Here is a 21,384-nt window from a genome sequence, read left to right as displayed (position 1 = left end):
TGTATACCAAATCTAAAGATAATAATCGAATAGTTTTGTTTTCCATACGGGTGCCCCGAATTTTCCTTCGGGGCCCCTTTATGCTCTCTATTGAAAATAAAGAGTATAAGTGTGCAAAGTTCCCAATCCACGAGAAAACATTGCGGGGAAGATCTGGCTCAACAGAAAAAGGTATTATCTATTTTCTGTATTACAGTTGCGGGTCAGCACAGGATTCTCACCTGTTTCCTCCCTGAAGGTATTGTCACATTTGTCTGTGCATTATTTTGCGTCAATAGATTTAATTAGATTTAGTTTTATCAGACAGAGTTTTTAAGAATACAATCAGCAAATCCATTTCTGAACTTGCCAATCGCCTGTTCAAATTGTACTCATTCATCCTTTCAATTGTCTCTTTAAGCGATGTTACACTTCCATCATGAAAATATGGTTGAGTTAAAGTAACATTTCTTAAGCTTGGAATTTTAAATAAATATCGATCGTTTGAATCATCTGTTACTTCAAACCTACCAAAATCATTTGGATTGTATAAGATGGCGGATTGAAGCTTAGAGAGATTGTTACCGCCTAACAGGTATCCTGAATGGCAATTAGTGCATCCAACTTCTAAAAAAATATTCAGTCCCTCCAGTTCCTGTCGATTGAAGATCAGTAAGTTACCCATAACAAAATCATCAAATTTTGATTTAGAAACTAAACTCCTTTCAAAGGCGGATAATGATAATCTAACATTGTGTATATTGATGTTTGGGTTTTCTGGGTAGGCACTCACAAAATAATGACTATAAGAGGGATCATTCTGGATTTTTTGTATCAGTTCAGATTCCGATGACAATGACATTTCTAATGGATTGATAAATGGGTCAATTGCTTGGTCATAGAGTGAATTTCTCCTTCCATCCCAAAATAGTACAGAATTAAACCCAACATTAAAAATTGTTGGTGTATTCCGTTTCCCCTGTTGGCCAAAGGTACCTCTTGGAGTTGTTTGACGATCCATACCAGCAGATCTACCATCAATGGGATGGCAGGTAACACATGCTTGGATTTGATTGGCAGACAAATTAATATCACGAAATAGTTTATTCCCCAATTTGATTTTTGCTTCTGTGTCATCTTCTGAACCTGGTGGAGAATTAGGAAGGGAACCAATTTGAATTTTGGCTCTTTGTTGGAGTTCGGAAGCAAATGCGATATCATTAAAAAATTGTATCGAGATCAAATACTGAAATTGATTGTTTTCATTATTGTAAACTTTGAAATTCTGACAATTCAAAATACAAACGAACGTTAGTATTATATAAAATTGAATTAAGAAGTTTACTTTAGTATTGACTTTTTTGGTTACAGTGGATCCCATGATGACCAAAAAGGGAATCCATACAATTTTTTAGCAAACAAATTTCAGAATTGAAAAAATCCTGTATCCGTTAGGTGGTATAATTAAAAAATACCTTTATTAATGGGTACGAAAAGTATTTGTAATTACGGCAATGTTAGATGCAATGTCTCCAATTTTTTGGCTCACTTGGTTTAAATCTTCTGAATTATTGGCAAGTTCTTGGGCATTTCCGGATAATGTATTCACCGTATTAACCATATCCTCCGATGCTTTTTTCTGTTCTCTACTTGAGAATTCGATCGTTCGCGCCATCTCTTCCAATCCATTGAGTTCGCTTGTAACGCTCAGTAAACTTTTGGATTGAGTTGTCATTTCTTCTTTTAAATGATTAACAGCATTATTCATCCGTTTTGATTGACCCACAATCTCACTCAGTGCATTCACAGCTTCCATAACATGGCTGGAACCTTCATTGACAACGAGATGACTTTTATCGATTAACTTTTTTATACTTTTCACTGAAGATTGTGTTTTGTCTGCAAGTTTTGAAATCTCTTCTGCTACTACTGCAAAACCCATTCCAGCATCACCAGCGCGCGCTGCTTCAATACTTGCATTTAATGCAAGTAAGTTGGTTCTTTCGGAAATTTCTGTTATCAAATCAATGATCCCAGTGATTTCCTTCGTCACAGATCGGATTTCAGTCATTGTTATATCGGTATTTTGTATCGATTTATTCCCCGAATTTGCAAGAGACGTTGATTGATCCGAAAGTTCCGTTAATTGCAATAGAGCCCTTTCGATATTTGCTATAGAGCTTTTGATCGTTGTCATTTCTTCTGTAATTTTTACTATATTCTTTGTTTCATTCGTGATGAATTCGAACATAATTTCAAAAGATGTGGTCAACTCTTCCAACGAGGCTGCAGATTCTTCAGATACAGAAGCAAGCGATGTTGCGTTATCAGAAACAGAAATTGCATCTTGTTTTAATTTTGATGATACTTTTTCAGATTCACTAACTGACATTTTCAATTGGTTCATGATCTGGTTTAAATTTTCTAAAAATAAATTGATAGAATAAGTAATTTTCCCAATTTCATTGTTCCCAAAGTCTGGTAATTTATTCGTTAGATCAGCCTCACCACTTGAGAGTTCGTCTATTTTTACAAGTACTTGTTTTAAGGGATCATTGACACTTTTGAAGATAAAATATACGAAAACACTAGATATCAGTAAGGAAATGAATACCAAAATGATGTTAAAATTTCGTTTCCAGGTGAGTAATTGCACGCGGTCGCTTATCATTTGTCCGAGAAGGATATTTGATTTTTCCTGGATGTTGGCTGCGATAGTGGTACCTTCGTGGATAGTTGTAAATAGTATTTCAGCTGATGGTGGCTTGATTTGATTTTGTAAAAGAGTTTTTTTAAGTTTACCTATGTATTCGGAACAAGAAATCTCTGCATTCTTTTTCACTTCTTCCAATTCGTTTTTGTATTTTAGGGTAGCGTCATATGATTTTTTATACGATTTACTAATTTCTCTGCAAGTTACTTCAATTCCATTGATAGTTAAGATGGCTTTTGTAAGGCTTTCATCTGAAAAGCTTTTCGATTTTGCATTTGAACCTAAGTATTCATTTCGGATCATTTCCTTTAACAAAGAAATGTTTTGGTACAAGGATGGTACGCGGAACAATACGATTTCCATTTGGTAATAGGAATCTACTTCTGGATCTAAGATTAAATTTGATAGGTCTCCAACTTTTAATAATAGTTCCTGTGTTTCATTTAGAAATTGGAGTGTGGTAGTCTGATCAAATGAATTCATTTTTGTATATTTATCAAGATTAGTTACTTCATCTGCATTTATGTTAATGATCTCAGTTTCTAAGATTTGTTTTTTGATCTCTTGAAGAAGAGGAATTAATTCCTTGGTAGACTCTTGCCCAATTTTTAATCTACGTAAACCCTCTCGGTATGTTGCAGAAATAGGTTGGATGATTACCAACCCAAGTTGTTCTTTTCTAGAAAATTCTAGGGTTTCGTTTTGTGATTGGACTAATAAAAATAAAATAAATAGTAATGAAACAATGAGAGGAAGAGGGAATAGTAATAGTCGACTTTGGATAGAAATTTTTGACAGAAATCTCATTAGTGATAATCTCATTTTAATGGTTCAGACGATTTTTTATAACAATTTATTTCAAAAGGATAAATGATTTCCAAAATTTTACTCTTTTCATTTCTTAGAAGATCTACGGAGGATTTATGAAACAATCCCTAGTCATTCCCATCCTACTTGTCTCTTTGCAGTGTGCAAAAACTGTACAGGTAAAAAACCAAGAAAACCTTTTTGAAAATTGTATGAAAACGTTCCAAGATGAACAAAAGTGCAAAGAATTTATGTCGAACTCTGTTAAAGACATCCAAACAGATGAAGAAAAACGTGAGGAAGATCTTGCAAAGTTGACACAAGAACAACTGGCTGGTCTCAAATTACGTAAGGAAATCAAGGATACCCTTCCTGGTAAAAATGGAATTTTTGTAAAAGAGTTCATTGGTGTACCTGATGAAATCAAAAGGGGAGGAGACAGAGAGTATTGGATTTATAAAAGACCTATTTGTAAATTTGATGGTGAGTCTTTGCCCGATAAAGAAATCACGGTCATCTTTAGAAGGTCCTTTGTAGAGAGAGTTGAACATAAAAAACCGTAATGGGTATCGCTTCATTTTTCTTCTGGTCGTCAAGTAAAGGAAATGATAAGAGAGAAGGAAATAGTCAGGAGTGTTATCTCCTGACTGTCAGTGAGTTATTTGTAAACTAGGTATCCTGTCAAATCTACCGTTGTTCCGGCAGCTGTCGTATACGAAGCGTTACATGCAGAAAAAGCACCAGCAAGGGCTTGTTGTGCAAGAGCATATTTGAACTGAGGTAAGTTGCAAGGTTGTACTGTATCATTGACTTTTTTAAGGACACATTCTTTCAATGCATTCAAGTCATCAGTCGTTTTTCCTTCCAATTTTACTAGAGAACATCCGATTCCAGGGTTAAAGAATTCAGTTCCTCCTACACAAGAGTTCGCTGCTGTATAAGTTCCCAAACAGATACTTTGCACTTGATTTAAGCTATTAGGATTATTAGCCAAGTAAAGTAGGATGTTCGGATCTTCTTTCTTTTTAGCACCTGACTCTGTGCAACCAACGAAGCTGGTTGCTAAGAGAAGAGCCAAAGAGATTCCAATTAAACTTGATTTCAAAGTTTTTTTATTCTGATTCATTTTCATCTCCTTAGAATTTTGCTACCATACCAACGATGATACCGTTTTGGTGTGACGCTGGTCTTCCAGATGTATCTACGAATTGTTGGCCAGGACCCCAATCTCTTCTTAAATCCACTTTTACTTGAAGGTTCTCTGTGAGATCAAAAGTTGGAGTGAACGTTAGAGTTTTGATTTGTCCATAGTTACTTGTAGCTCTTGCACCGATAGCATCTTGGAATTTAAGATCGTAACGGTTTGTAGGAGTCACAGCAAACAATGGAGGGTTTACTACAAGAGATCCACCGTATCGTTTGTCATCCAAATACTCAAAACGGAAACCTAAAGCAAAGAAGTCAGTGAATTGATACTTCGCTTGCACTTGGTATGTTTGGTAAATTCTTTTGATTTTGTTTTCACGAGAAAGATTTGTGTCTTGGTTAATACCAAGTGCAGTCAGGTTCGCAGGTAAATCTGGAACAAGACCAGCGCTCAAGTTGTCGTCTAACTTCTTTTTCGTGATTCCGCCTGGCTCATATCCAAAAGCTGCTGTGTTAGTTTGACCAGTTCTTTCACCGTAAGTATAGTCAAAGATTGTTGTCAATCTATCAGTTGGCTTGTAGATCAAAATCAAGTTTTGGATCATCCAATGGTCTGTTTTGAAAGCAGATTGTTTTGGAAAAGAAGTTCCTGTAACTTGTTCTAAGTAATAAAGATTGTTATCTTGTCTTCCTTTGATGTTGTCGTTAGCTTGCAATGTGTTCCAAACAACTTGGAATTTATCAGGAACAACATCATATTTAACTTGTGTTCCAATCGCTCTAGTTGGGTTTGGACCATCAGCATAAGCATGTTGTTGAGTGCTTGTTAGACTTGAACCACCAGCCGCATCACCGTAAGGAGTTACTCCTACGTAACCGAATTGTTGTCCATTTCCAGTGTAACCAGTTCCCTGTGCACTGTTGTAGAGGTAAAAACCGGTTGACAAACGATCGTTAACTTGAAGGTTTGCTCTCGCACCAGTATGGATAAAGGGGATTGTGTTAAAGAACACGTAACCAATGGTGTAAGCGATGTTGTCTTTCGAATCTAGTAACTCTAGTCCGATGTGAGTCGCCATCTTACCAGCATCAACGGTTAATCCTTTTAAGACTGGGAAGTAAGCTGAAACATAAGCTTGTTGTAACAATTGCATGTTATGGAGAGAGTTAGTTGTTTGGTATGGACGCTCTTGGTACATGTTGTTCTGTCCATTTTGCATATCCAATCGAAATCCCCATGGGCTTTCCTTATCCGCTAACTTTTCCATAGACAGTTTCACAGCGTTTACAGCAAATTGTTTGTTGTAAGTGTGAAATGTTCCTGCAGTATCTTGGGTTGCCCCTTGCCGGTTATTTGAAGTATAGTTATAGTATACATCCACATACCCAGAAAAATTTACCAACTCATACCAAGGCTTATCTTTATCCTTTTTTGTCTGAGCAAAAAGGGAAGCCTGGGAAAATAAGGTAGCAACGATCGTCGCTAATAGAGTGTATTTATTTCTCATTTGCCATTTCTCCTATGTGAACTTGATGTGCAAGTTGTGTACCAGGTTGGCAATTGGTTGGGTTAGAATTGGAATAAAAAATGGGGGGTTTTGATTTTAGGGGAGAAAATCAGGAAAAAAAGGCAAATTTTGATTAAAAAGAGAACAAAACGTCCGGAGGTATTCTTGTTCTGTTGGAATTATTTGGACAATTTGTTTATAAAATCAGCAGTATGATTGATAAGTCTTAGATATTCATTTTCTTTAGGCGTTTGCAAAACAATGTCCAAAAGTTGGTTCAACACCTCTCCAAATTTAGTTTTTGGTAAGTTTGGGAAATTTTCACTCAAATGGTTGCCGTTCATAGCCAAATCGGAAAGTAATAAGGGCGGATTTTCATTCCAAATCGTGATCATCGTTTCGATATGATCACCAAAAAGAGGTTTTAATTTTTCAAAAAAGTTACGATTCAATTCATATCGATTTAAAAAATGTCGTTTAACGAGCGCTAAATATTCTTTTTTAATCGAATATGAAGAGAGAGAACTTGTATTCTCAATTTGATTCCATTTTAACAACAAATCAAAAAACAAAATTGTATCTTTTATGTTTTGTCCTGAAAACTTGAGAGTACGTAAATGTGTTTCCAATTCTTTGAGTGTTAAGCTGGGTAAAATCGAATAAAAAGCAAAGGCAAGTTGGAACCCAATCAAATCATTTGGAATTTGGTTGAGCATATTAAGGATCGTATCGTTAGGTTTTAGGTCTTTTGGTATAGTTGGAAGAAAAATCTGGAAAATATTTTCTTCTGCTAACAATTGAATCATTTTAGCAGGATTTTCACCTACAAATGATTTTAATATTTCGTCTTGGAATCGTTCCAATGAAATTTTTTGAGTAATGTGTTTTGTTAGATGGATTGCTTTTTTAGTTTCTTCTTCAATTGTAAAGTTAAGAGTGCTTGCAAAACGAAGGGCTCTAATTGGTCTTAATCCATCTTCTGAAAATCTTTGGATAGGATTACCTATAGTTCGTATTGTTTGATTTTCTATATCAACTAAGCCTGAATGATCATCTATTAACTCTTCAGATTGAAGATCGAATGCTAAGGCATTCATTGTAAAATCTCTTCTTTTTAAATCTTCATGTAATGTTGTCCCAAATTCAACATGACCAGGCCTTCTACCATCAGTATAATCTTTATCGATTCTATACGTTGTTACTTCATAGTTTACCTTATCAATCACAATTGTTACTGTACCGTGTTCGATGCCCGTATCTATAACAGTTCTGAATAACTTTTTAACTTGTTTTGGTTCTGCATTTGTAGTGAGGTCATATTCTTTTGGAATTTTTTTCATTACCAAATCACGAACAGAACCTCCTACCAAATAACATTCAAATCCTGAATTTTTTAAGGTAGAGTCGATGAGCTCTAAATGATTTTTATGAAAGGTAGGAATGTAAGAAGAAAGGTTTACTGGCAATTTCGACATTTGCCTCGAAAAACAATTTCAACTGATTCTGTCGTAAAACCTTTTAGTTGTTTTGAGGAAGGCATGCCATTCCAGGGATCGTCGATACACTCAATTTTTCCGCAAACATTACAGATCAAATGGCCATGTGCAAGAGATACAACATGATTCCCATCCGATTTCAATTCAAAGTAAGTTACACGATCAGCTGAATGTAGGGAGTTTAGTAGATTTTTTTCTTCTAAATCAGAAAGTGCACGATAGATCGTAACTCGATCCCAAGATTCTTCTTTCGGAAGTTTTTCCATGATTTCTTGGTGGTTGAGTGGTCTTTGGGATCCTTGTAAAATCGATAAAACTTGTTCTCTATTTTTCGTAACCTTGAGTCCAATTTTTTTGAGAATTTGAGAAGGATCGCCAGCCATATAAAATGGTTATCGCAATATGGCAGAGATTGTCTATTCTAAAATCACACTCGACTTCCAGATTTCCCAATAACGGATCCCCATTTGTGTATGTACTTTTAAAAATTCCTCGATTTCTTTCCCTTTGGATTTCTCAATGATAACCGGTGCAATTCCTAAGTCTAATCGACGATTGATGATGGAATCAATTTCCTCTTTCGCCTTTTTTGTAACCTCGATACATTCTAACTCTCTTTCCTTTAGATGGACTTTATTTTGTTCACAAAATATCGCAGACTGATAGATAGTTCCCTCTTCTAAGATTTTATCCAATTGTTTTGTATAGGAAGGTTTACATCCTAATGCCATCCAAAAGGAAAGTAGTAGTAGGACAAATTGTTGAATGAAAGTTTTCATCCTTTGTTGTCTTGCGCAAGATTTGCAAGTTGGTCAGCACGTGCATTTTGTTCGCGCGGTATATATTGAATTTCAAAACTATCAAATGAATTTCTGAGCTCTTCGCATTTATTTTTGAATATTAAAAGATCTTTGTTTTTGACTTTGTATTCACCTTTCATCTGTTTTACGACAAGTTCTGAATCCAATCTAAACTTTATTTTTTTGATATTTTGTTTGATTGCTTCTTCCATACCTCGAAATAAGGCATTCCATTCTGCGATATTGTTAGTAGCATTTCCAATTTTTTCAGATAGGGACAAAAATTCATTTCCATCATTATCTTGAAAGGAAACTCCTATCGCAGCTGGACCAGGATTTCCACGGGAACTTCCATCACAATAAACAAAAGTTGTATCTTTTGAGGACATATAGCCGACATGATTTTTGATTACGAAACTATCACCAATCAAAAACATGAACCTCTTTGAAAAAAAAATCTTAGAAATTGAATTAAAGAGGACTTTTTCGGTAGGTATGTTATATGGAGCGTATTGGGTGGCGGGTGGATAACCCCACCCAGTCTCTAGTAGGGCGGGGAAGTCTACCCAAAAAGCCCACCAAATAAGGAACTAACTATGACGGAACGAGGATTAGGTGCCCTCATAATGTTTGAAAATCGCTTGCGCAAATTAAAAAAAGAGCGCGAAAAATGGGCGAAACGCGAAAATATAGAATGTTATCGGATCTATTCCGAAGACATACCCCAAGTTGCGTGTATTTTGGATCGATATCCAAATGGATTTGTGTTGTATGATAAAAGTTCGTTACGATTCCAAGCAGAAGCAGATCACGAAGAACGATTTGCACAAATTGCCGGAATTGTGAAAAATGTATTTCAAATATCAGATGATACTCTTTTTTTAAAAAGTCGAAGGAAACAAAAAGGCACAGATCAATACGAAAAAATAGCAATTGAACGGAACGATCATTGGGTAAGGGAAGATAACTTAGAATTCCGCATCAATCTTTCTGATTATTTAGATACAGGGTTATTTCTTGACCATCGAATTACACGTAAATGGTTAAAAGAAAAATCACAAAATAAATCTGTTCTTAATTTATTTTCATATACTGGTGCTTTTTCCGTATACGCCGCGTCAGGTGGTGCAATTAAGACAAAAAGTATCGATCTTTCAAAAACATATTGTGAATGGGCGAATCAAAATTTACAACGAAATGGCTTTACTGGCCAAAATCATCAGATTATCAATGCCGACATATTGCAATGGTTAGAAGGTGAAGCAAAAAACCCTAACCGAGAAAGATATGATTTAATTTTTCTCGATCCACCAACTTTCTCAAATAGTAAAAAAATGTACGAAGAATGGGATGTGCAGACGAAACATAGAAATATACTTTTATTATTGTTAACAAAATTTCTAACCGATCAAGGTGAAATCTGGTTCTCAACTAATTTTCGTAAGTTTAAAATGGAAGTTGAAGAAGAAGAATGGAAGGAAAGAGGGTATCTCTGTATGAATCGTACATTGGAATCGATACCATCAGACTTTCGGGACCAAAAGATCCACCAATTATTTTGTATCTTACCAATCTCGAAATAAACTTATCTCATGATTGGTTGACAAAAGGATCGATTCGTTCTGCTAAAATTCTGCGATTTTCACCAGATTGTAAGGATAAAATTCCTCTCATAATCGCCTGACGTTCGTTACTTTCTCGTTTTGCAACTACTTTTAATTGGTTGGAAATAGGTAACAAAATTAAATTCGCAAAGGAAATACCATAAAATGTTGCAATAAATGCAGTTGCAATCCCTTGGCCGAGTACCTTCGTTCCACCATCCAAATTTTCTAAAACCGTTACGAGTCCAAGTACAGTTCCAATGATTCCAATCGTAGGAGAAAAACCAGCGGCTGTTTCATATACTCTTGCAGACTTTAAATCTTCTTTCTCTTTTTCTTCATGTGCTTCCCAAAGGATTTCTTCAATCGTTCTTGGATCAGAGCCATCTACTATTAATTGAATTCCTTTTTGTAAAAATGGGTTATCCAATTTTTTGGATTCTTCTTCGAGAGAAAGTAATCCATCTTTCCTTGCTTTTTCCCAAAATCGAAAGAATAAAAGTTTTAAATCTGTTTCTTTTCGTTTTTGCAATGCAAATCGAGTATCTCGAATGGCTTTTGAAATTTGTGAAATCGAAAAAGATGCAAAGGTAGCACCTAACGTTCCACCAACGATAAGAAACATGGCAGGGATATGGAAAAATGATCGTAATGATGCACCTTCAATTAAGATCGCAACAAAAACGGATAAAATTGCTGCTAGGATACCGAGTAATGTAGAATGGATCATTGGATTCTTGCCTCTTTTGCATCTGGTCGTATACTGATACGTCTAAATGAGTCTTTTTTTTCGATTACTTCATTTTTCAATCGTTCCCAAATCACAGAATTGGGATTTTCTCTTAAACGTGCAGAAATAATAGGTTCTACTTCTTTCCAGTTCTCTTGGTTGATGTATAACCTAACTCTAGCTAGTTCAAGTTCATTTGCTTGTTCAATTTGATTATTTATTCTGTAATACTTTTCTAAAAATCCCATTGTTTTTAAAGCATTATTCCAATCTCCTAAAGATTCAAACATAGGAATGAGAGAATTCCAAGCAAACTCTTGGAACTCTGAATCAATACTCAAATCTTCGAGAATTGGAATGTATTCTGCTTCAGGTGTAGTGAATTTTAAACTATTAAATGCTATTCTAAGCAAATCTGGTTTCGGTGATTCAAATTTCCTGGCATATGCAATCGCATCTAAACTTAATTTATTTTGGCCAATATTATGATAAAATTTTGCATATGCAGCAAATGATTCATAATATAAATGTTTGATTTCCAATGCGTCTTTTCTTAAATCACCTGAAGAATATTTTAAAACAGAATCCAAATGGTTCACTACTTCTTGGAAAGAAGCATTATCAAGTTTTTCATGAAAATACTTTAATTTCCAATCATTAGGAAGTGTTGGTGCAAATGTAATTTTTTGAATCATATAATTCGGATAGTATATGTCAAAATTCCAGTATGATTTTCTACTTAGTAATGACAGTGCATTGATATGATGAAATTGATTGGTTTTGTTTCTAGTCGTAATGATTAAAAATGGATGATTTTCTTCACTTAGTCTTTCGATATAAGATATAATTTGTGATTGGTTGGAACTCAAACCTAATACAACGATTTTATCTTTGATTTCTGATCTTTTTGGCAAAAAAGGATTAGAAGGAAAAGGTAAAACAGATTTGTAAAAAATATATTCTTCTTCATTAAAATTTAGATTTGTGATGGCAAATGGGATCGGATCAAAGTTCTCTTTTTTTGAAAATGGAGAATTTGTTCGGATCGTAGGTGGAGAAAAAAAGAAGATCACAATCAGAATTGCGCCAGCTAACATTAAAAGGCGAGGCAATCTAACAATGTGTTTTTGCAATAAGTAAGGATAAACCAAAACGGGAACAAATAAAAGTGCAGTAAATGTGCGAATGCCCATTGGTAAATTCCAAAAATATAAAAGGAAAGAAAGTCCCAAGTATATTCCTGTTTCCATACCAATCATCATATATTCTTTGTAAGGTGTTTTATTAGGTTTAAAAAAGCCAACAATTGTACCTCCAATGATACAAAGGGCAATGTAAAATGAACTCCAATAAGTTTGGTAAATAAAGAAGAAAAAAGCAAACAATAATGCAACTCTACCTATTAAGAATACTGCTTTTGTCTCTTTTTTTAAGCCACCTAATAGTGATAATACTCTTCCGAAGGTCACGGAGAATGATATAGAAAGTATTAATGGTATTTTGGGTCCAGGTTGGAAATATAAATGGAGAATACAATAGGCGATGAGTAAGGATAAACTTGATCGATAAAAAGGCGAAAATAAAGGGTGTTTCCCAATTTTTGATCTAATTTTATAGAACTTACTAGAGATTGGATTTTGTTGGAATAAAGTACTAAAAAAATAAAACGACAAAAGTATATACAAGATGGCTAACAGTATTTTTATCGAATAGTTTTGGTTAGGTTCAAAAAGGGAGTAAAAGGTAAATACTGTTACTCCTAAAGAAAAACTCAAAAACCTGAAGTCACGTAAGGATCCGCCATATATACCGACTGAAAAAGCAGATAAGATTCCACCTATCAAAACTAATTCGAATGAAAAGATATAGTCGATTAAGAATTCGGAAGTGTTCCCCAATAAAAGCCAAATCACTTGACCGATTGCAAGTGTGAGTAGTGCCAAACTGAAAGCAAATGGAAAGTTTTGTTTGTATTTCCTATAGATAAAACCAGCTGCAAAAAAAATAGCAATGAGCGCTTGTAAGATGGGATAAGCAGTGTCTGTCCTATCAATTAAAGATAATTCTGACCCAGCAACATAAAAGAACAGAGACAAAACATAACCTATCGAGAGGCTAAGGCTAAATTCGAGAGAGGGGAAGAGGCCGGTTTCCCAGAATCGTTTCCATTGAGAATCCATAGAATTGCAACCAATGTTGTGGTATGGGCCTTGATCGCAAACGAAAGAAATTCTATTTTTATTTGGCGGTGCACAAAATGTTTGACCAAAACCCCCTATTTGCCGATTTTGACTATAACTATGCTCACGTTTTTATCTATATCCTTTTTGGTTCTTTACGGTTTCGATATTTTAGTTCTGTTCTACTTCGGGTTACACACCTACCTCATGGTGTTTTTGTATAGCAGATACAAACAAAACTGCGCAGAGGATGAATCAAAAATCCTGTCTTTGAAGGACAAAAACCTACCAACAGTTACGGTCCAACTTCCTATTTTTAATGAATTTTATGTGGTCGATCGTTTGATTGAGTCCGCTTGCAATTTACAATACCCTGCTAAAAAACTCCAAATCCAAGTTTTAGATGATTCCACTGATGAAACTATTGAGAAGGTTGCGACTCTCGTTTCTCAGTACAAGAAAAAAGGAATTTGGATCGAACACGTTCATAGAACGAATCGTAAAGGCCACAAGGCTGGTGCATTGGATGAAGGTATGGCAAAGGCAAAAGGGGATTATATCGCAATCTTTGATGCTGATTTTACTCCAGATCCCGATTTTTTACTCCGTACGATGGGATATTTTGATGATGAATCGATCGGAATGGTCCAAACACGTTGGGGCCATATCAACGAAACTTATAATATTTTAACCAAAGCCCAAAGTTTTGGAATCGATGGTCACTTTATGATTGAACAAGTGGCACGAAATGGTTCAAGCCTTTGGATGAACTTTAACGGGACAGCTGGGATTTGGAGACGTTCTTGCATTGAAGATGCTGGTGGATGGGAACATGATACCCTCACAGAAGACTTTGACCTATCTTACCGCGCTGAACTCAAAGGTTGGAAATTCCGTTATATCAAAGATGTAGTTTGTAAGGCAGAAATCCCTGCAACAATGAATGCATACAAGGCACAACAATTCCGTTGGTGCAAAGGCTCCATCCAAACGGCAGTCAAACTCATCCCTCGCATTTGGAAGTCCAAAGAATCTTGGAAAATCAAAGGTGAGGCGATCACTCACTTAATCAATTATTCAGTTCATCCACTGATGATCATCAACATCCTTCTCACAGCCCCTCTCCTTCTGATGGAATATTGGGCAGGATTTAAAATGGATGACCTCCCTATGGAAATTCTATTTGGATCGGCGGCGGTTCTTTCCGTTGGCTCCATGGGACCTGTTATTTTTTACGCGTATTCCCAAAGAGAAATTCACAAAAACTGGAAATCTAAATTGGTTTACCTTCCCATCCTTGTGATGATCGGAACTGGTATTGCTGTGATGAACACTTATGCCTGGGTAGAAGCTGTTTTTGGTGTCCAATCGGGATTCAAACGCACACCAAAGCTCCGAATTGAAAAAGAAGGGGATAGTTTACAGGACAAAATCAAATATGTGGTTCCTGTTGATTACCGAGCTTTCCTCGAATTTTTTATGGGTGCTTATTGTGTATTTTGCATTTATTTATCCTTCATGGTCGGAAAACCATATATGATCGGTTTTATGGTTCTCTATTCTATCGGATTTTTCTATGTCTCCTATCTTTCTGTGGCAGAGTCGTTCTGGAAATTCAAGCCAGCCACCAAAGCAGAAAAAGAACTTCGTGCCGTCGCTTAAGGAAGAGCGATGGTACTTACTTGACGAAACCTTTCCTTCCAAAAAGCTGTAAATTCAACCTAGGTCCAGGGGTCATCCATGAGTGAAAAAGTCTACTGCGCGAACTGTTTGCATTGTGTTGTGGTTCGCCAATACGAATCGGAGCAAGATAAATACATTCTTCGAGTAAAATGTAACAAGAAGAAATGGTCAAAACGTTCCGGTGAAGAAAAACTTTATAAATACTTTACCGTCGCTCGTCGTATGCAAACAAATTGTGAATACTACGAAGAAATGGGAGAAATTTTACCTTACATCAAAAACTTGAAAAAAGAGCTCCCAATCAAAGACGAAATCTACATGGTGAAAGCCGTCTAAATCATTACTGGCGTGTTGTTTCCCAGGTTACCTCGCGCCTTCGCTCGTAAATTTCATAAAACTGAAAATAAAAGAGAACGGACGATTCAGGGTCAATTCCTGATCCCCGTTCCTGCGGGCAGCGAAATTACTGATTCCTATCCTACTCGAGTGACTCACGGGCAAGTTATGCTCTCGCATAACGGTACTAAGGTACTTGCACCTGTAAATGGAGTCGCAACGTTAACTGCTGATCAAAAATTTTTCCAAATCAAACAAGATGGTTCTTGGTCAACCAGTTCAATTTATCAATTTAAGAGTTATGATTTTTCATCACTCATAAATGCATTTGATGAAGGTGCCTTGGCATCTCTTGATATCGATGAAATGCCACTGAAGGATTATTTCTTAAAATTTAAATCCAATCCTTCCTTTCAAATTGTCTTATCTCCCTTCTCAAGATACCAACATTTAGATTTCGAAGAAATGATTTTAACTTCAATGAAAGAAGCTTATTCCAGTTTCATTGAATTACTAAAAACTACTTTTCCCAAAGTAGAAGTTAAAAACTTTTTTGAGATCCCTACATTAAAGTTTGCACATCCTATTGGTATCCCTGAATATTTTTTGCATAAACAATTCCAATGGGATGTCAAAAAGGCAAAAAAATCTCTTCAATCAAATGAGATTTTATATTTGGGTGCAGAGACAATTTATCACATATTGCGTAAATTGTATTTCGGTGAACCATTCACCAAACGACACTTAGCTGTCTTTTTAGTGGACCGTAAAGGCCGAATGGATTTAGAACCTAGACAATTTTTTTTGACAAATGGTCAATCCTTGGCTTTTATCCCTGCGAATTTGGACAAACGTTATAAGATTGCTTCTTTTGATACGGTTTTCGAAGCAATTCAGCCGATGGATGTGAATTCCTTAGGTTATTTTAATATCTATGAACATTATGCAATTACATTGTACGAAAAACTCCCAGCAGTTAGGAAAGAGTTCAGTTGTATCGATTGTTTGGAATGTAACCAATATTGCCCAACTCAGGCAAATCCCTTCCAATTGATTAAAGGAAAAATCGAAGAATTCGATAAAGAAAAGTGTGTTAGTTGTGGAATTTGTACAGTATACTGCCCAGCAGGGATTGATATTCGAAAACGAATCGAAGAGGTTGTTTAAACAAAATTTATGATGTTAAAAAACCTTTATATACTTTCTGAAAATAGTTGGGGGATTAAATCATCAGAAATTTTTGCTGATCTATTTTATTTTTTAACACTCATTATTTTTTTAGGGTACTCTTTGGCTTTTGTAACGCCGTTACCAATCCTCCCAATTGTTTTGGCTTCGATTCTCACTTTCCTTTATTTAGGTGTATGCATACGCAATAAACAAACTCCATATTGGATCGGTCTGATTTCGCAATTATTGATCATCTTACTGATTATTCCTACTGCATGGCTAAACCCAGTTTTATTATCAGTATCTATGGTATTTGCTTTTGTGGCTCACTTTTTCTTCATACAACATTATTCCTTACGGTTGCCAATTTCCATTTTTGTCATTTTGTTTTTGTATATATTTGATTCCTCATTTTCTCTTATGGGGTATCAACTTAGATCAGAATATAATTTGGCATCTAGTGTTGGTTTGCCTATTGAGACAAGTTTACTACCCATATCTTTACCTTGGATTTCTGATAGTTCCTCAAATTCAAAATTCTTCCTATCAATCGCAGAAAGTTTAGGTATATTTTTACTAGTAAGTGTTGCATGGGTTTCGTTTCGCCGCACTATACTTTTAAGTTTCTTTCTTGCTTGGTTCCTTTTATTTTTTGTTTGGGGAATTGGTGTTGGGTTAACTGGTTATTCTTGGAACTTGTCCTATGCTTCTTTGGCCTTTTTCATTCAATTAGCACCTGGAAGGAATTTTTACGGTTCTTTTTATGTGACAATTGTCAGTTTCCTTATTTTACTCCCGATTGCTTTTTTTGTAGGAAAATTGGGTATAAGTGGTATATGGGTAGTGGTCGTTTTTTTTCTGATAGAGTCTCTATTTGTAAGGGTTTTTCTTGGAAAATAAGTCGAGTTTGGAAATGTGGGAGTAAGTAATACCAAATGAATCAACTTCTGGAGATTCTGGATCCTAAAAATATCATTTTCGACTTTAAAGCATCAACGAAAGAAGATGCAATTCGAAAAATGATTTCGCATATGGTCGCCACACAAACGTTAGACGCAGTTCATGAAGACGAAACTGTTGCTTCCTTGATGAATCGAGAAAAATCAATGTCAACTGGCATCGGAAGTGGTGTAGCGATTCCTCATTGTTCCGTACATTACGTAAATGAATTAAAATGTGCAATGGCAATTGCACCTAGTGGAATCGATTTTGATGCTTTGGACCATGGCCTTGTACAAATTTTTATCATGTTAATAGTTCCTAAAAACAAATTTCAGGATCACATTAAGACATTAGCTTTAATTGCAAAAACTCTAAACATCCCAGAGGAAAGGGAGAAACTGATTAAAGCCAAAAACTTCGAAGAAATCCAAAAGGCATTCCTTTCCAAAAGTTAACTCTGTGAAGTCGGAAGTTTTCCGTTTTCTTTATTTCCTGCTACTATTGTCAATGATTAGTAGTTTTGTATCAGAATTTCATACAAAAGATAAATCCTATTTGTATGCAGATTCTGGAATTTCCAATGTCGAAACTTCTGAAAAAAATATTTTAACTTCTTATCTAGAATTTTGGAAACGATTATTATTGGAAGCTGGTGGCAAAACACAAAATGGTGAATCTGTTTATGGACATATCTCAAATCGTTTTTTTGCAACGATTCATTTAGCAATTTTTAGTATTTTATTTGGCGCTACATTTGCGTTTGGAATGGCTTTGCTTATAGTTTATTTTCGTTCTGATCGATTGTATGTATTTGTTGAAACAATCTCTAATTTTATATTGTCAACTCCGGTCTTTATTGTCGCTATACTTTTGTTAATCGTATTTTTCTATAAACTTGAGTGGTTTCCTCCAGGCGGATATGAGATAGGGAACACTTACTTCATTGTCTTACCAGGTATTACATTAGGTTCTCGAATTTTTGCTAGATTGTCACTGTACCTTTTGCCAGAAGTCATAAAAGAATCTAAATCTAAATACGTTCAATTACTTTTGACTCGATCTTATCCTTGGAGTTACATCGTAAGGGTTGAAATATTTTTAAAAGTATTACCAGTTTCATTCATACTTTTGGTATTGGATTTTGGTTCTTTGTTATCTGGCGCCATGGTGGTTGAAGAAATTTTCTTTTTTCCGGGAATTGGAAAATCTTTATATTACTCGATAAAATCCATGGATACTTATTTGTTATCAACTTTACTTATGTATTCAGGGATTTTATTTTATAGTTTAAATCGACTTGGATACCATTTACAAAATTATTTCTCTGGGGAGTATCGAAATGCTCCTTAATACAATTCGTATTTTGTTTTTTGGAACTATTGTTTTTGGGATTTTAATATTACCAGTTCCTTCTTATGTTGATCTAACCAATAATAACTTACCAATTTTTTCAGATGGATTTATGTTGGGAACAGATCGATTGGGAAGAAATAATTTAGCTTTGTTTTGTTATGGATCGATGTCGACTATACTCATCGTTGTTCCAGCAAGATTACTTACTATTTTGTTTTCTTTTATAGTCTCAACGTTAACTTTAGTTTTTCCAAAACGATCTGATTTTTTTCTATCGGGTTTTGTTTCTGTTTCACTTGCCATTCCTTCCTTATTGTCTGCACTCATTGTGATCAGTATCCTTCCCAATAATCCAATTTCGATTATGATCGCAATTTTAGTATCTGATTGGGCAGTGGTTTACGAATCATTAACTGCTAAAATCAGAGAGATTCAAACAAGTCCTTACATAGCGGCTTCGCTTTGTTTTGGTGCCAAACCTTATCATCTGATAGTTCTACATTATCTTCCTGCACTTCGGAGTATGTTTCGGTTTTTATTTTTTTCTGGCTTACCGACTGTTGTAATGACGACGGCATTATTTTCTTATTTGGGAATCCAAACTTCGGTAGGGGACACGGGGCCTGGATTAGGGGAACAAATCTCATTTTCAAAAGATTATTTCGATAAGTCTCCTTTTTCCGTTTTGCTTCCCATCATCGCTATTTTAACTTTGGTTTATTCATTGGGGTCCCGCAATCAAAAACATGAAACATAAAATTTCTGCTGCATTGCTAATTTTGGGACTACTTGGGAATACTCTTCCTTTATTTTCCATTGATGATTATTATAATTTTCCCAGCCAATCTTACAAAGGTGGAGTTACTTTTGAATCAAGTAGAAATCTTTGTATTTTCCCATTTGTTGCAATTAAGGAGGATGTTACAAAGGAATATCTAATGAAAGGGATACCTTCTGTATTGCTTTCCTATCTTAGAAATTTAGAATATACTTATGTAGAATATCCTAGAAAGAATGTAATTTATCATTCTTTTGGTGAAAATCCTGTTTCAACTTTGCAGGAAAAAATTGATGCAGAATCTCCGAATGCAAAAAGAAAAAAGAAAGAGATTAACGACGAAAAAGATTTAGAAGATGTAAGAATCGGGAAAAAACAAGTTTCTCCAGAAAAAGATCCTCGGTATATAAAGATTACGATCAAACAGATGTGGGATAAAAAGCCATTGCGAGTTGATGAGGTATATGGAACTGCATCCAAATATGGTTGTGATTACCTTTTGTTTGGATCATACGAAGTGGTTGAGAATTCTTTACGTACGAAAGTTTATTTGTTCGATGATTATGAAGGAAAAACAATTCCTTTTGAACACCAAACTTCCGTAATTCGAGCATACCAGGAAATGGGCCCACTGGGTGAATCCATAAAGGAGAAATTACAAGGAAAAGAGACAACTTCATTTAATTTAACTACAAATGGAGAAGAGGGTGCTCTTGTTTATTTGGATGGAATTTATTTAGGTAAAACTCCACTAGCGGAAAAAAAGTTTCCGATCGGAAGGCGATCGTTATTTATATTTAAAGAAGGATTTCATCCTTATAAGTCTGAAGTCATCCTTGAAAAAGGGAAAAAATTCGAAATCGAGGCCAAACTTTCGATCAAGTTGAGTAGTTCTTTTATTTCAATCACTTCAAATGTAGAATCAGATGTTTACTTAGGGATTCAGTATTTGGGAAAAACACCGATTCAACGAATCTCCATCCCAACAGGAATGAATCGACTTCGATTATCAAAAGAAGGTTATATTGATGCTTTTCGGTTTATTGATGCAAAAGAAGACGAAGAGACTTCTTTGGATGTGCAAATGCGAGAAGGTCAGTCTGAAGTTTATTATAAAAATAAACAAAATGTATTTTTAGATCACACCTATAAAGATTTTACGACATACTCCCTATATGGTGCGTTATTATTTTATGCAAGTTATGCATATTTGAACTATGCATCTAGGCAAGCATATTCGGGAGCACGTTCTCAAATAACTTTAACGAATGGGCTTGCAATCACATCGTTTTACCAAAACAATCCAAATGAATTCTTTTTTTGGTATTACACTCAAAATCAAGTGATCGAAAATGCAGAATCAAAAGGTAGAAATTTAAAACTGATTGCTGGTACGTTACCAACTGAAAACCGAAAGGATAGAAAATTGGTAGCTGGTCCAATGGTGATTTTAATGGGTCTTATGTTGGTATCTGCTGCTACCTTTTACTATTTGGGATTGGACCAGGAAACAATCGAAATTGGTTATTTGCCAATCAATCCAGCATTTGCTAACCACGGTCAGTCGGCAATGGAAGGGTATAGTTATATGCAATTCCATCTTCGCTATTAAAATTATATCTAGGCGAATTCTGCACCTTTTTGAATTGATTGATTCGTCTATTGGATTAAACGGTGATGCTTTATTAGGAGTGTAATCAATATTTTGAGTCAAGTTGAGTTCCGAATCCTATCGCCTCATGATAGTGAATTAATTTCAGTCATAACTAACTGGTATCTTGAAGAGTGGAAAATACCTTTAGAAAAATCTTTAGCTAAAATAAATTCCGTGTTGGGTGATGAAACACAGTTACAAGTTGTTATGACAATCGATTCCGTTCCAATTGCAACGGGAGGCATTTATAATCATGTAGGTCTTTTAGACCTTCAGCCAAAGTTTAAAATTCATAAACATTGGTTAGGTTTGGTGTATACAATTCCTAAGATGCGTCATAAAGGGTATGGGGCATTACTTTGTAAGCAGTTAGAATTTTTGGCAAAGGAAAAAGGATTTTCTGAACTATATTTGTTTTCGGATACTGCTGTTAATCTGTATGTTCGGCTTGGTTGGGAAGAGGTGGAAATAGTTCCGTTTGGTAGTCGTTTGGTGACTGTCATGA

21 protein-coding genes are annotated in these 21,384 nt (G+C 35.3%); 11 read left to right on the top strand and 10 right to left on the bottom strand.

Features of this window, described 5'->3' with window-relative positions; genetic code table 11:
* Positions 1–280: 280 nt before the first annotated feature.
* Both ND812_RS00105 and ND812_RS00100 read right to left on the bottom strand, forming a co-directional pair.
* Positions 281–1,222 (bottom strand): cytochrome-c peroxidase, encoded by a 942-nt coding sequence (locus tag ND812_RS00105; RefSeq protein WP_265373728.1) that lies wholly within the window; start codon positions 1,220–1,222, stop codon positions 281–283.
* A 237-nt stretch (positions 1,223–1,459) separates the two neighbouring features.
* The gene (locus tag ND812_RS00100; protein WP_265373727.1) at positions 1,460–3,499 is read right to left on the bottom strand and encodes a methyl-accepting chemotaxis protein; all 2,040 of its coding nucleotides are present in this window, start codon (positions 3,497–3,499) and stop codon (positions 1,460–1,462) included.
* A 116-nt stretch (positions 3,500–3,615) separates the two neighbouring features.
* On the opposite strand from ND812_RS00100, the gene ND812_RS00095 reads away from it, so the two are divergent.
* On the top strand, positions 3,616–4,062 hold the full coding sequence (locus ND812_RS00095; protein ID WP_265373726.1) for a hypothetical protein: 447 nt from the start codon (positions 3,616–3,618) through the stop codon (positions 4,060–4,062).
* Positions 4,063–4,157: 95 nt separating this feature from the next.
* Here ND812_RS00095 and ND812_RS00090 read toward each other — a convergent pair whose 3' ends face one another.
* From ND812_RS00090 to ND812_RS00065, 6 genes are all read right to left on the bottom strand, one after another.
* Positions 4,158–4,631 carry a hypothetical protein gene (locus ND812_RS00090; protein WP_407658410.1) on the bottom strand — a complete coding sequence of 158 codons (474 nt, stop codon included), beginning with the start codon at positions 4,629–4,631 and terminating at the stop codon, positions 4,158–4,160.
* Positions 4,632–4,635: 4 nt separating this feature from the next.
* Positions 4,636–6,153, bottom strand: a complete 1,518-nt coding sequence (locus ND812_RS00085; RefSeq protein ID WP_265373724.1) for an outer membrane beta-barrel protein — start codon at positions 6,151–6,153, stop codon at positions 4,636–4,638.
* A gap of 179 nt (positions 6,154–6,332) precedes the next feature.
* On the bottom strand, positions 6,333–7,628 hold the full coding sequence (locus ND812_RS00080) for a CCA tRNA nucleotidyltransferase (RefSeq protein ID WP_407658408.1): 1,296 nt from the start codon (positions 7,626–7,628) through the stop codon (positions 6,333–6,335).
* The gene (locus ND812_RS00075) at positions 7,610–8,032 is read right to left on the bottom strand and encodes a Fur family transcriptional regulator (RefSeq protein WP_100727306.1); all 423 of its coding nucleotides are present in this window, start codon (positions 8,030–8,032) and stop codon (positions 7,610–7,612) included. The genes ND812_RS00080 and ND812_RS00075 overlap by 19 nt, the downstream gene beginning before the upstream one ends.
* Positions 8,033–8,065: 33 nt before the next feature.
* On the bottom strand, positions 8,066–8,428 hold the full coding sequence (locus tag ND812_RS00070) for a hypothetical protein (protein WP_265373722.1): 363 nt from the start codon (positions 8,426–8,428) through the stop codon (positions 8,066–8,068).
* Entirely contained in the window at positions 8,425–8,838 is a 414-nt protein-coding gene (locus ND812_RS00065; protein ID WP_265373721.1) for a ribonuclease HI family protein, read from the bottom strand. Before ND812_RS00065 ends, ND812_RS00070 begins: the two co-directional genes overlap by 4 nt.
* A 207-nt stretch (positions 8,839–9,045) precedes the next feature.
* Here ND812_RS00065 and ND812_RS00060 point away from each other — a divergent pair, with 207 nt between their 5' ends.
* Positions 9,046–10,032: a class I SAM-dependent methyltransferase gene (locus tag ND812_RS00060; protein ID WP_265373720.1), complete on the top strand. Its 987-nt coding sequence runs from the start codon at positions 9,046–9,048 to the stop codon at positions 10,030–10,032.
* A gap of 7 nt (positions 10,033–10,039) precedes the next feature.
* Here the strand turns inward: ND812_RS00060 and ND812_RS00055 are convergent, their stop codons facing one another.
* Together ND812_RS00055 and ND812_RS00050 are read right to left on the bottom strand one after the other, a co-directional pair.
* Positions 10,040–10,783, bottom strand: a complete 744-nt coding sequence (locus ND812_RS00055; protein ID WP_265373719.1) for a motility protein A — start codon at positions 10,781–10,783, stop codon at positions 10,040–10,042.
* Positions 10,780–12,963: a hypothetical protein gene (locus ND812_RS00050; RefSeq protein ID WP_265373718.1), complete on the bottom strand. Its 2,184-nt coding sequence runs from the start codon at positions 12,961–12,963 to the stop codon at positions 10,780–10,782. The genes ND812_RS00055 and ND812_RS00050 overlap by 4 nt, the downstream gene beginning before the upstream one ends.
* Before the next feature lie 120 nt (positions 12,964–13,083).
* On the opposite strand from ND812_RS00050, the gene ND812_RS00045 reads away from it, so the two are divergent.
* The 9 genes from ND812_RS00045 to ND812_RS00005 all read left to right on the top strand — a co-directional run.
* The gene (locus ND812_RS00045) at positions 13,084–14,625 is read left to right on the top strand and encodes a cellulose synthase family protein (RefSeq protein WP_265373717.1); all 1,542 of its coding nucleotides are present in this window, start codon (positions 13,084–13,086) and stop codon (positions 14,623–14,625) included.
* A 78-nt stretch (positions 14,626–14,703) separates the two neighbouring features.
* A complete protein-coding gene (locus tag ND812_RS00040) occupies positions 14,704–14,982 on the top strand; it encodes a hypothetical protein (protein ID WP_002973362.1) in 279 nt (92 codons plus the stop codon).
* A 168-nt stretch (positions 14,983–15,150) separates the two neighbouring features.
* A complete protein-coding gene (locus tag ND812_RS00035) occupies positions 15,151–16,149 on the top strand; it encodes an ATP-binding protein (protein ID WP_265373716.1) in 999 nt (332 codons plus the stop codon).
* Between the two features lie 12 nt (positions 16,150–16,161).
* Positions 16,162–17,052, top strand: a complete 891-nt coding sequence (locus tag ND812_RS00030; protein WP_265373715.1) for a hypothetical protein — start codon at positions 16,162–16,164, stop codon at positions 17,050–17,052.
* Positions 17,053–17,087: 35 nt separating this feature from the next.
* Positions 17,088–17,549, top strand: a complete 462-nt coding sequence (locus ND812_RS00025; RefSeq protein WP_265373714.1) for a PTS sugar transporter subunit IIA — start codon at positions 17,088–17,090, stop codon at positions 17,547–17,549.
* A gap of 52 nt (positions 17,550–17,601) precedes the next feature.
* Positions 17,602–18,444 carry an ABC transporter permease subunit gene (locus tag ND812_RS00020; RefSeq protein ID WP_265373713.1) on the top strand — a complete coding sequence of 281 codons (843 nt, stop codon included), beginning with the start codon at positions 17,602–17,604 and terminating at the stop codon, positions 18,442–18,444.
* Positions 18,434–19,204, top strand: a complete 771-nt coding sequence (locus ND812_RS00015; protein WP_265373712.1) for an ABC transporter permease subunit — start codon at positions 18,434–18,436, stop codon at positions 19,202–19,204. The genes ND812_RS00020 and ND812_RS00015 overlap by 11 nt, the downstream gene beginning before the upstream one ends.
* Positions 19,194–20,837 (top strand): PEGA domain-containing protein, encoded by a 1,644-nt coding sequence (locus ND812_RS00010; protein WP_265373711.1) that lies wholly within the window; start codon positions 19,194–19,196, stop codon positions 20,835–20,837. Before ND812_RS00015 ends, ND812_RS00010 begins: the two co-directional genes overlap by 11 nt.
* Before the next feature lie 93 nt (positions 20,838–20,930).
* The coding region (locus ND812_RS00005) for a GNAT family N-acetyltransferase (RefSeq protein WP_265373710.1) at positions 20,931–21,384 on the top strand (454 nt) is incomplete at its 3' end.

The sequence above is a fragment of the Leptospira limi genome (genome assembly GCF_026151395.1).
Lineage (GTDB): Bacteria > Spirochaetota > Leptospiria > Leptospirales > Leptospiraceae > Leptospira_A > Leptospira_A limi.
The sequence above is the reverse complement of the archived record's forward strand: the minus strand, read 5'-3'. Positions and strand labels throughout refer to the sequence as shown.

Coding starts and splice junctions, on each gene's coding strand:
- ND812_RS00100 (WP_265373727.1), bottom strand. CDS start 3,499: ATGAGATTTCTGTCAAAAATTTCTATCCAAAGTCGACTATTACTATTC.
- ND812_RS00095 (WP_265373726.1), top strand. CDS start 3,616: ATGAAACAATCCCTAGTCATTCCCATCCTACTTGTCTCTTTGCAGTGT.
- ND812_RS00090 (WP_407658410.1), bottom strand. CDS start 4,631: ATGAAAATGAATCAGAATAAAAAAACTTTGAAATCAAGTTTAATTGGA.
- ND812_RS00085 (WP_265373724.1), bottom strand. CDS start 6,153: ATGAGAAATAAATACACTCTATTAGCGACGATCGTTGCTACCTTATTT.
- ND812_RS00080 (WP_407658408.1), bottom strand. CDS start 7,628: ATGTCGAAATTGCCAGTAAACCTTTCTTCTTACATTCCTACCTTTCAT.
- ND812_RS00075 (WP_100727306.1), bottom strand. CDS start 8,032: ATGGCTGGCGATCCTTCTCAAATTCTCAAAAAAATTGGACTCAAGGTT.
- ND812_RS00070 (WP_265373722.1), bottom strand. CDS start 8,428: ATGAAAACTTTCATTCAACAATTTGTCCTACTACTACTTTCCTTTTGG.
- ND812_RS00065 (WP_265373721.1), bottom strand. CDS start 8,838: ATGTCCTCAAAAGATACAACTTTTGTTTATTGTGATGGAAGTTCCCGT.
- ND812_RS00060 (WP_265373720.1), top strand. CDS start 9,046: ATGACGGAACGAGGATTAGGTGCCCTCATAATGTTTGAAAATCGCTTG.
- ND812_RS00055 (WP_265373719.1), bottom strand. CDS start 10,783: ATGATCCATTCTACATTACTCGGTATCCTAGCAGCAATTTTATCCGTT.
- ND812_RS00050 (WP_265373718.1), bottom strand. CDS start 12,963: ATGGATTCTCAATGGAAACGATTCTGGGAAACCGGCCTCTTCCCCTCT.
- ND812_RS00045 (WP_265373717.1), top strand. CDS start 13,084: ATGCTCACGTTTTTATCTATATCCTTTTTGGTTCTTTACGGTTTCGAT.
- ND812_RS00040 (WP_002973362.1), top strand. CDS start 14,704: ATGAGTGAAAAAGTCTACTGCGCGAACTGTTTGCATTGTGTTGTGGTT.
- ND812_RS00035 (WP_265373716.1), top strand. CDS start 15,151: ATGCTCTCGCATAACGGTACTAAGGTACTTGCACCTGTAAATGGAGTC.
- ND812_RS00030 (WP_265373715.1), top strand. CDS start 16,162: ATGTTAAAAAACCTTTATATACTTTCTGAAAATAGTTGGGGGATTAAA.
- ND812_RS00025 (WP_265373714.1), top strand. CDS start 17,088: ATGAATCAACTTCTGGAGATTCTGGATCCTAAAAATATCATTTTCGAC.
- ND812_RS00020 (WP_265373713.1), top strand. CDS start 17,602: ATGATTAGTAGTTTTGTATCAGAATTTCATACAAAAGATAAATCCTAT.
- ND812_RS00015 (WP_265373712.1), top strand. CDS start 18,434: ATGCTCCTTAATACAATTCGTATTTTGTTTTTTGGAACTATTGTTTTT.
- ND812_RS00010 (WP_265373711.1), top strand. CDS start 19,194: ATGAAACATAAAATTTCTGCTGCATTGCTAATTTTGGGACTACTTGGG.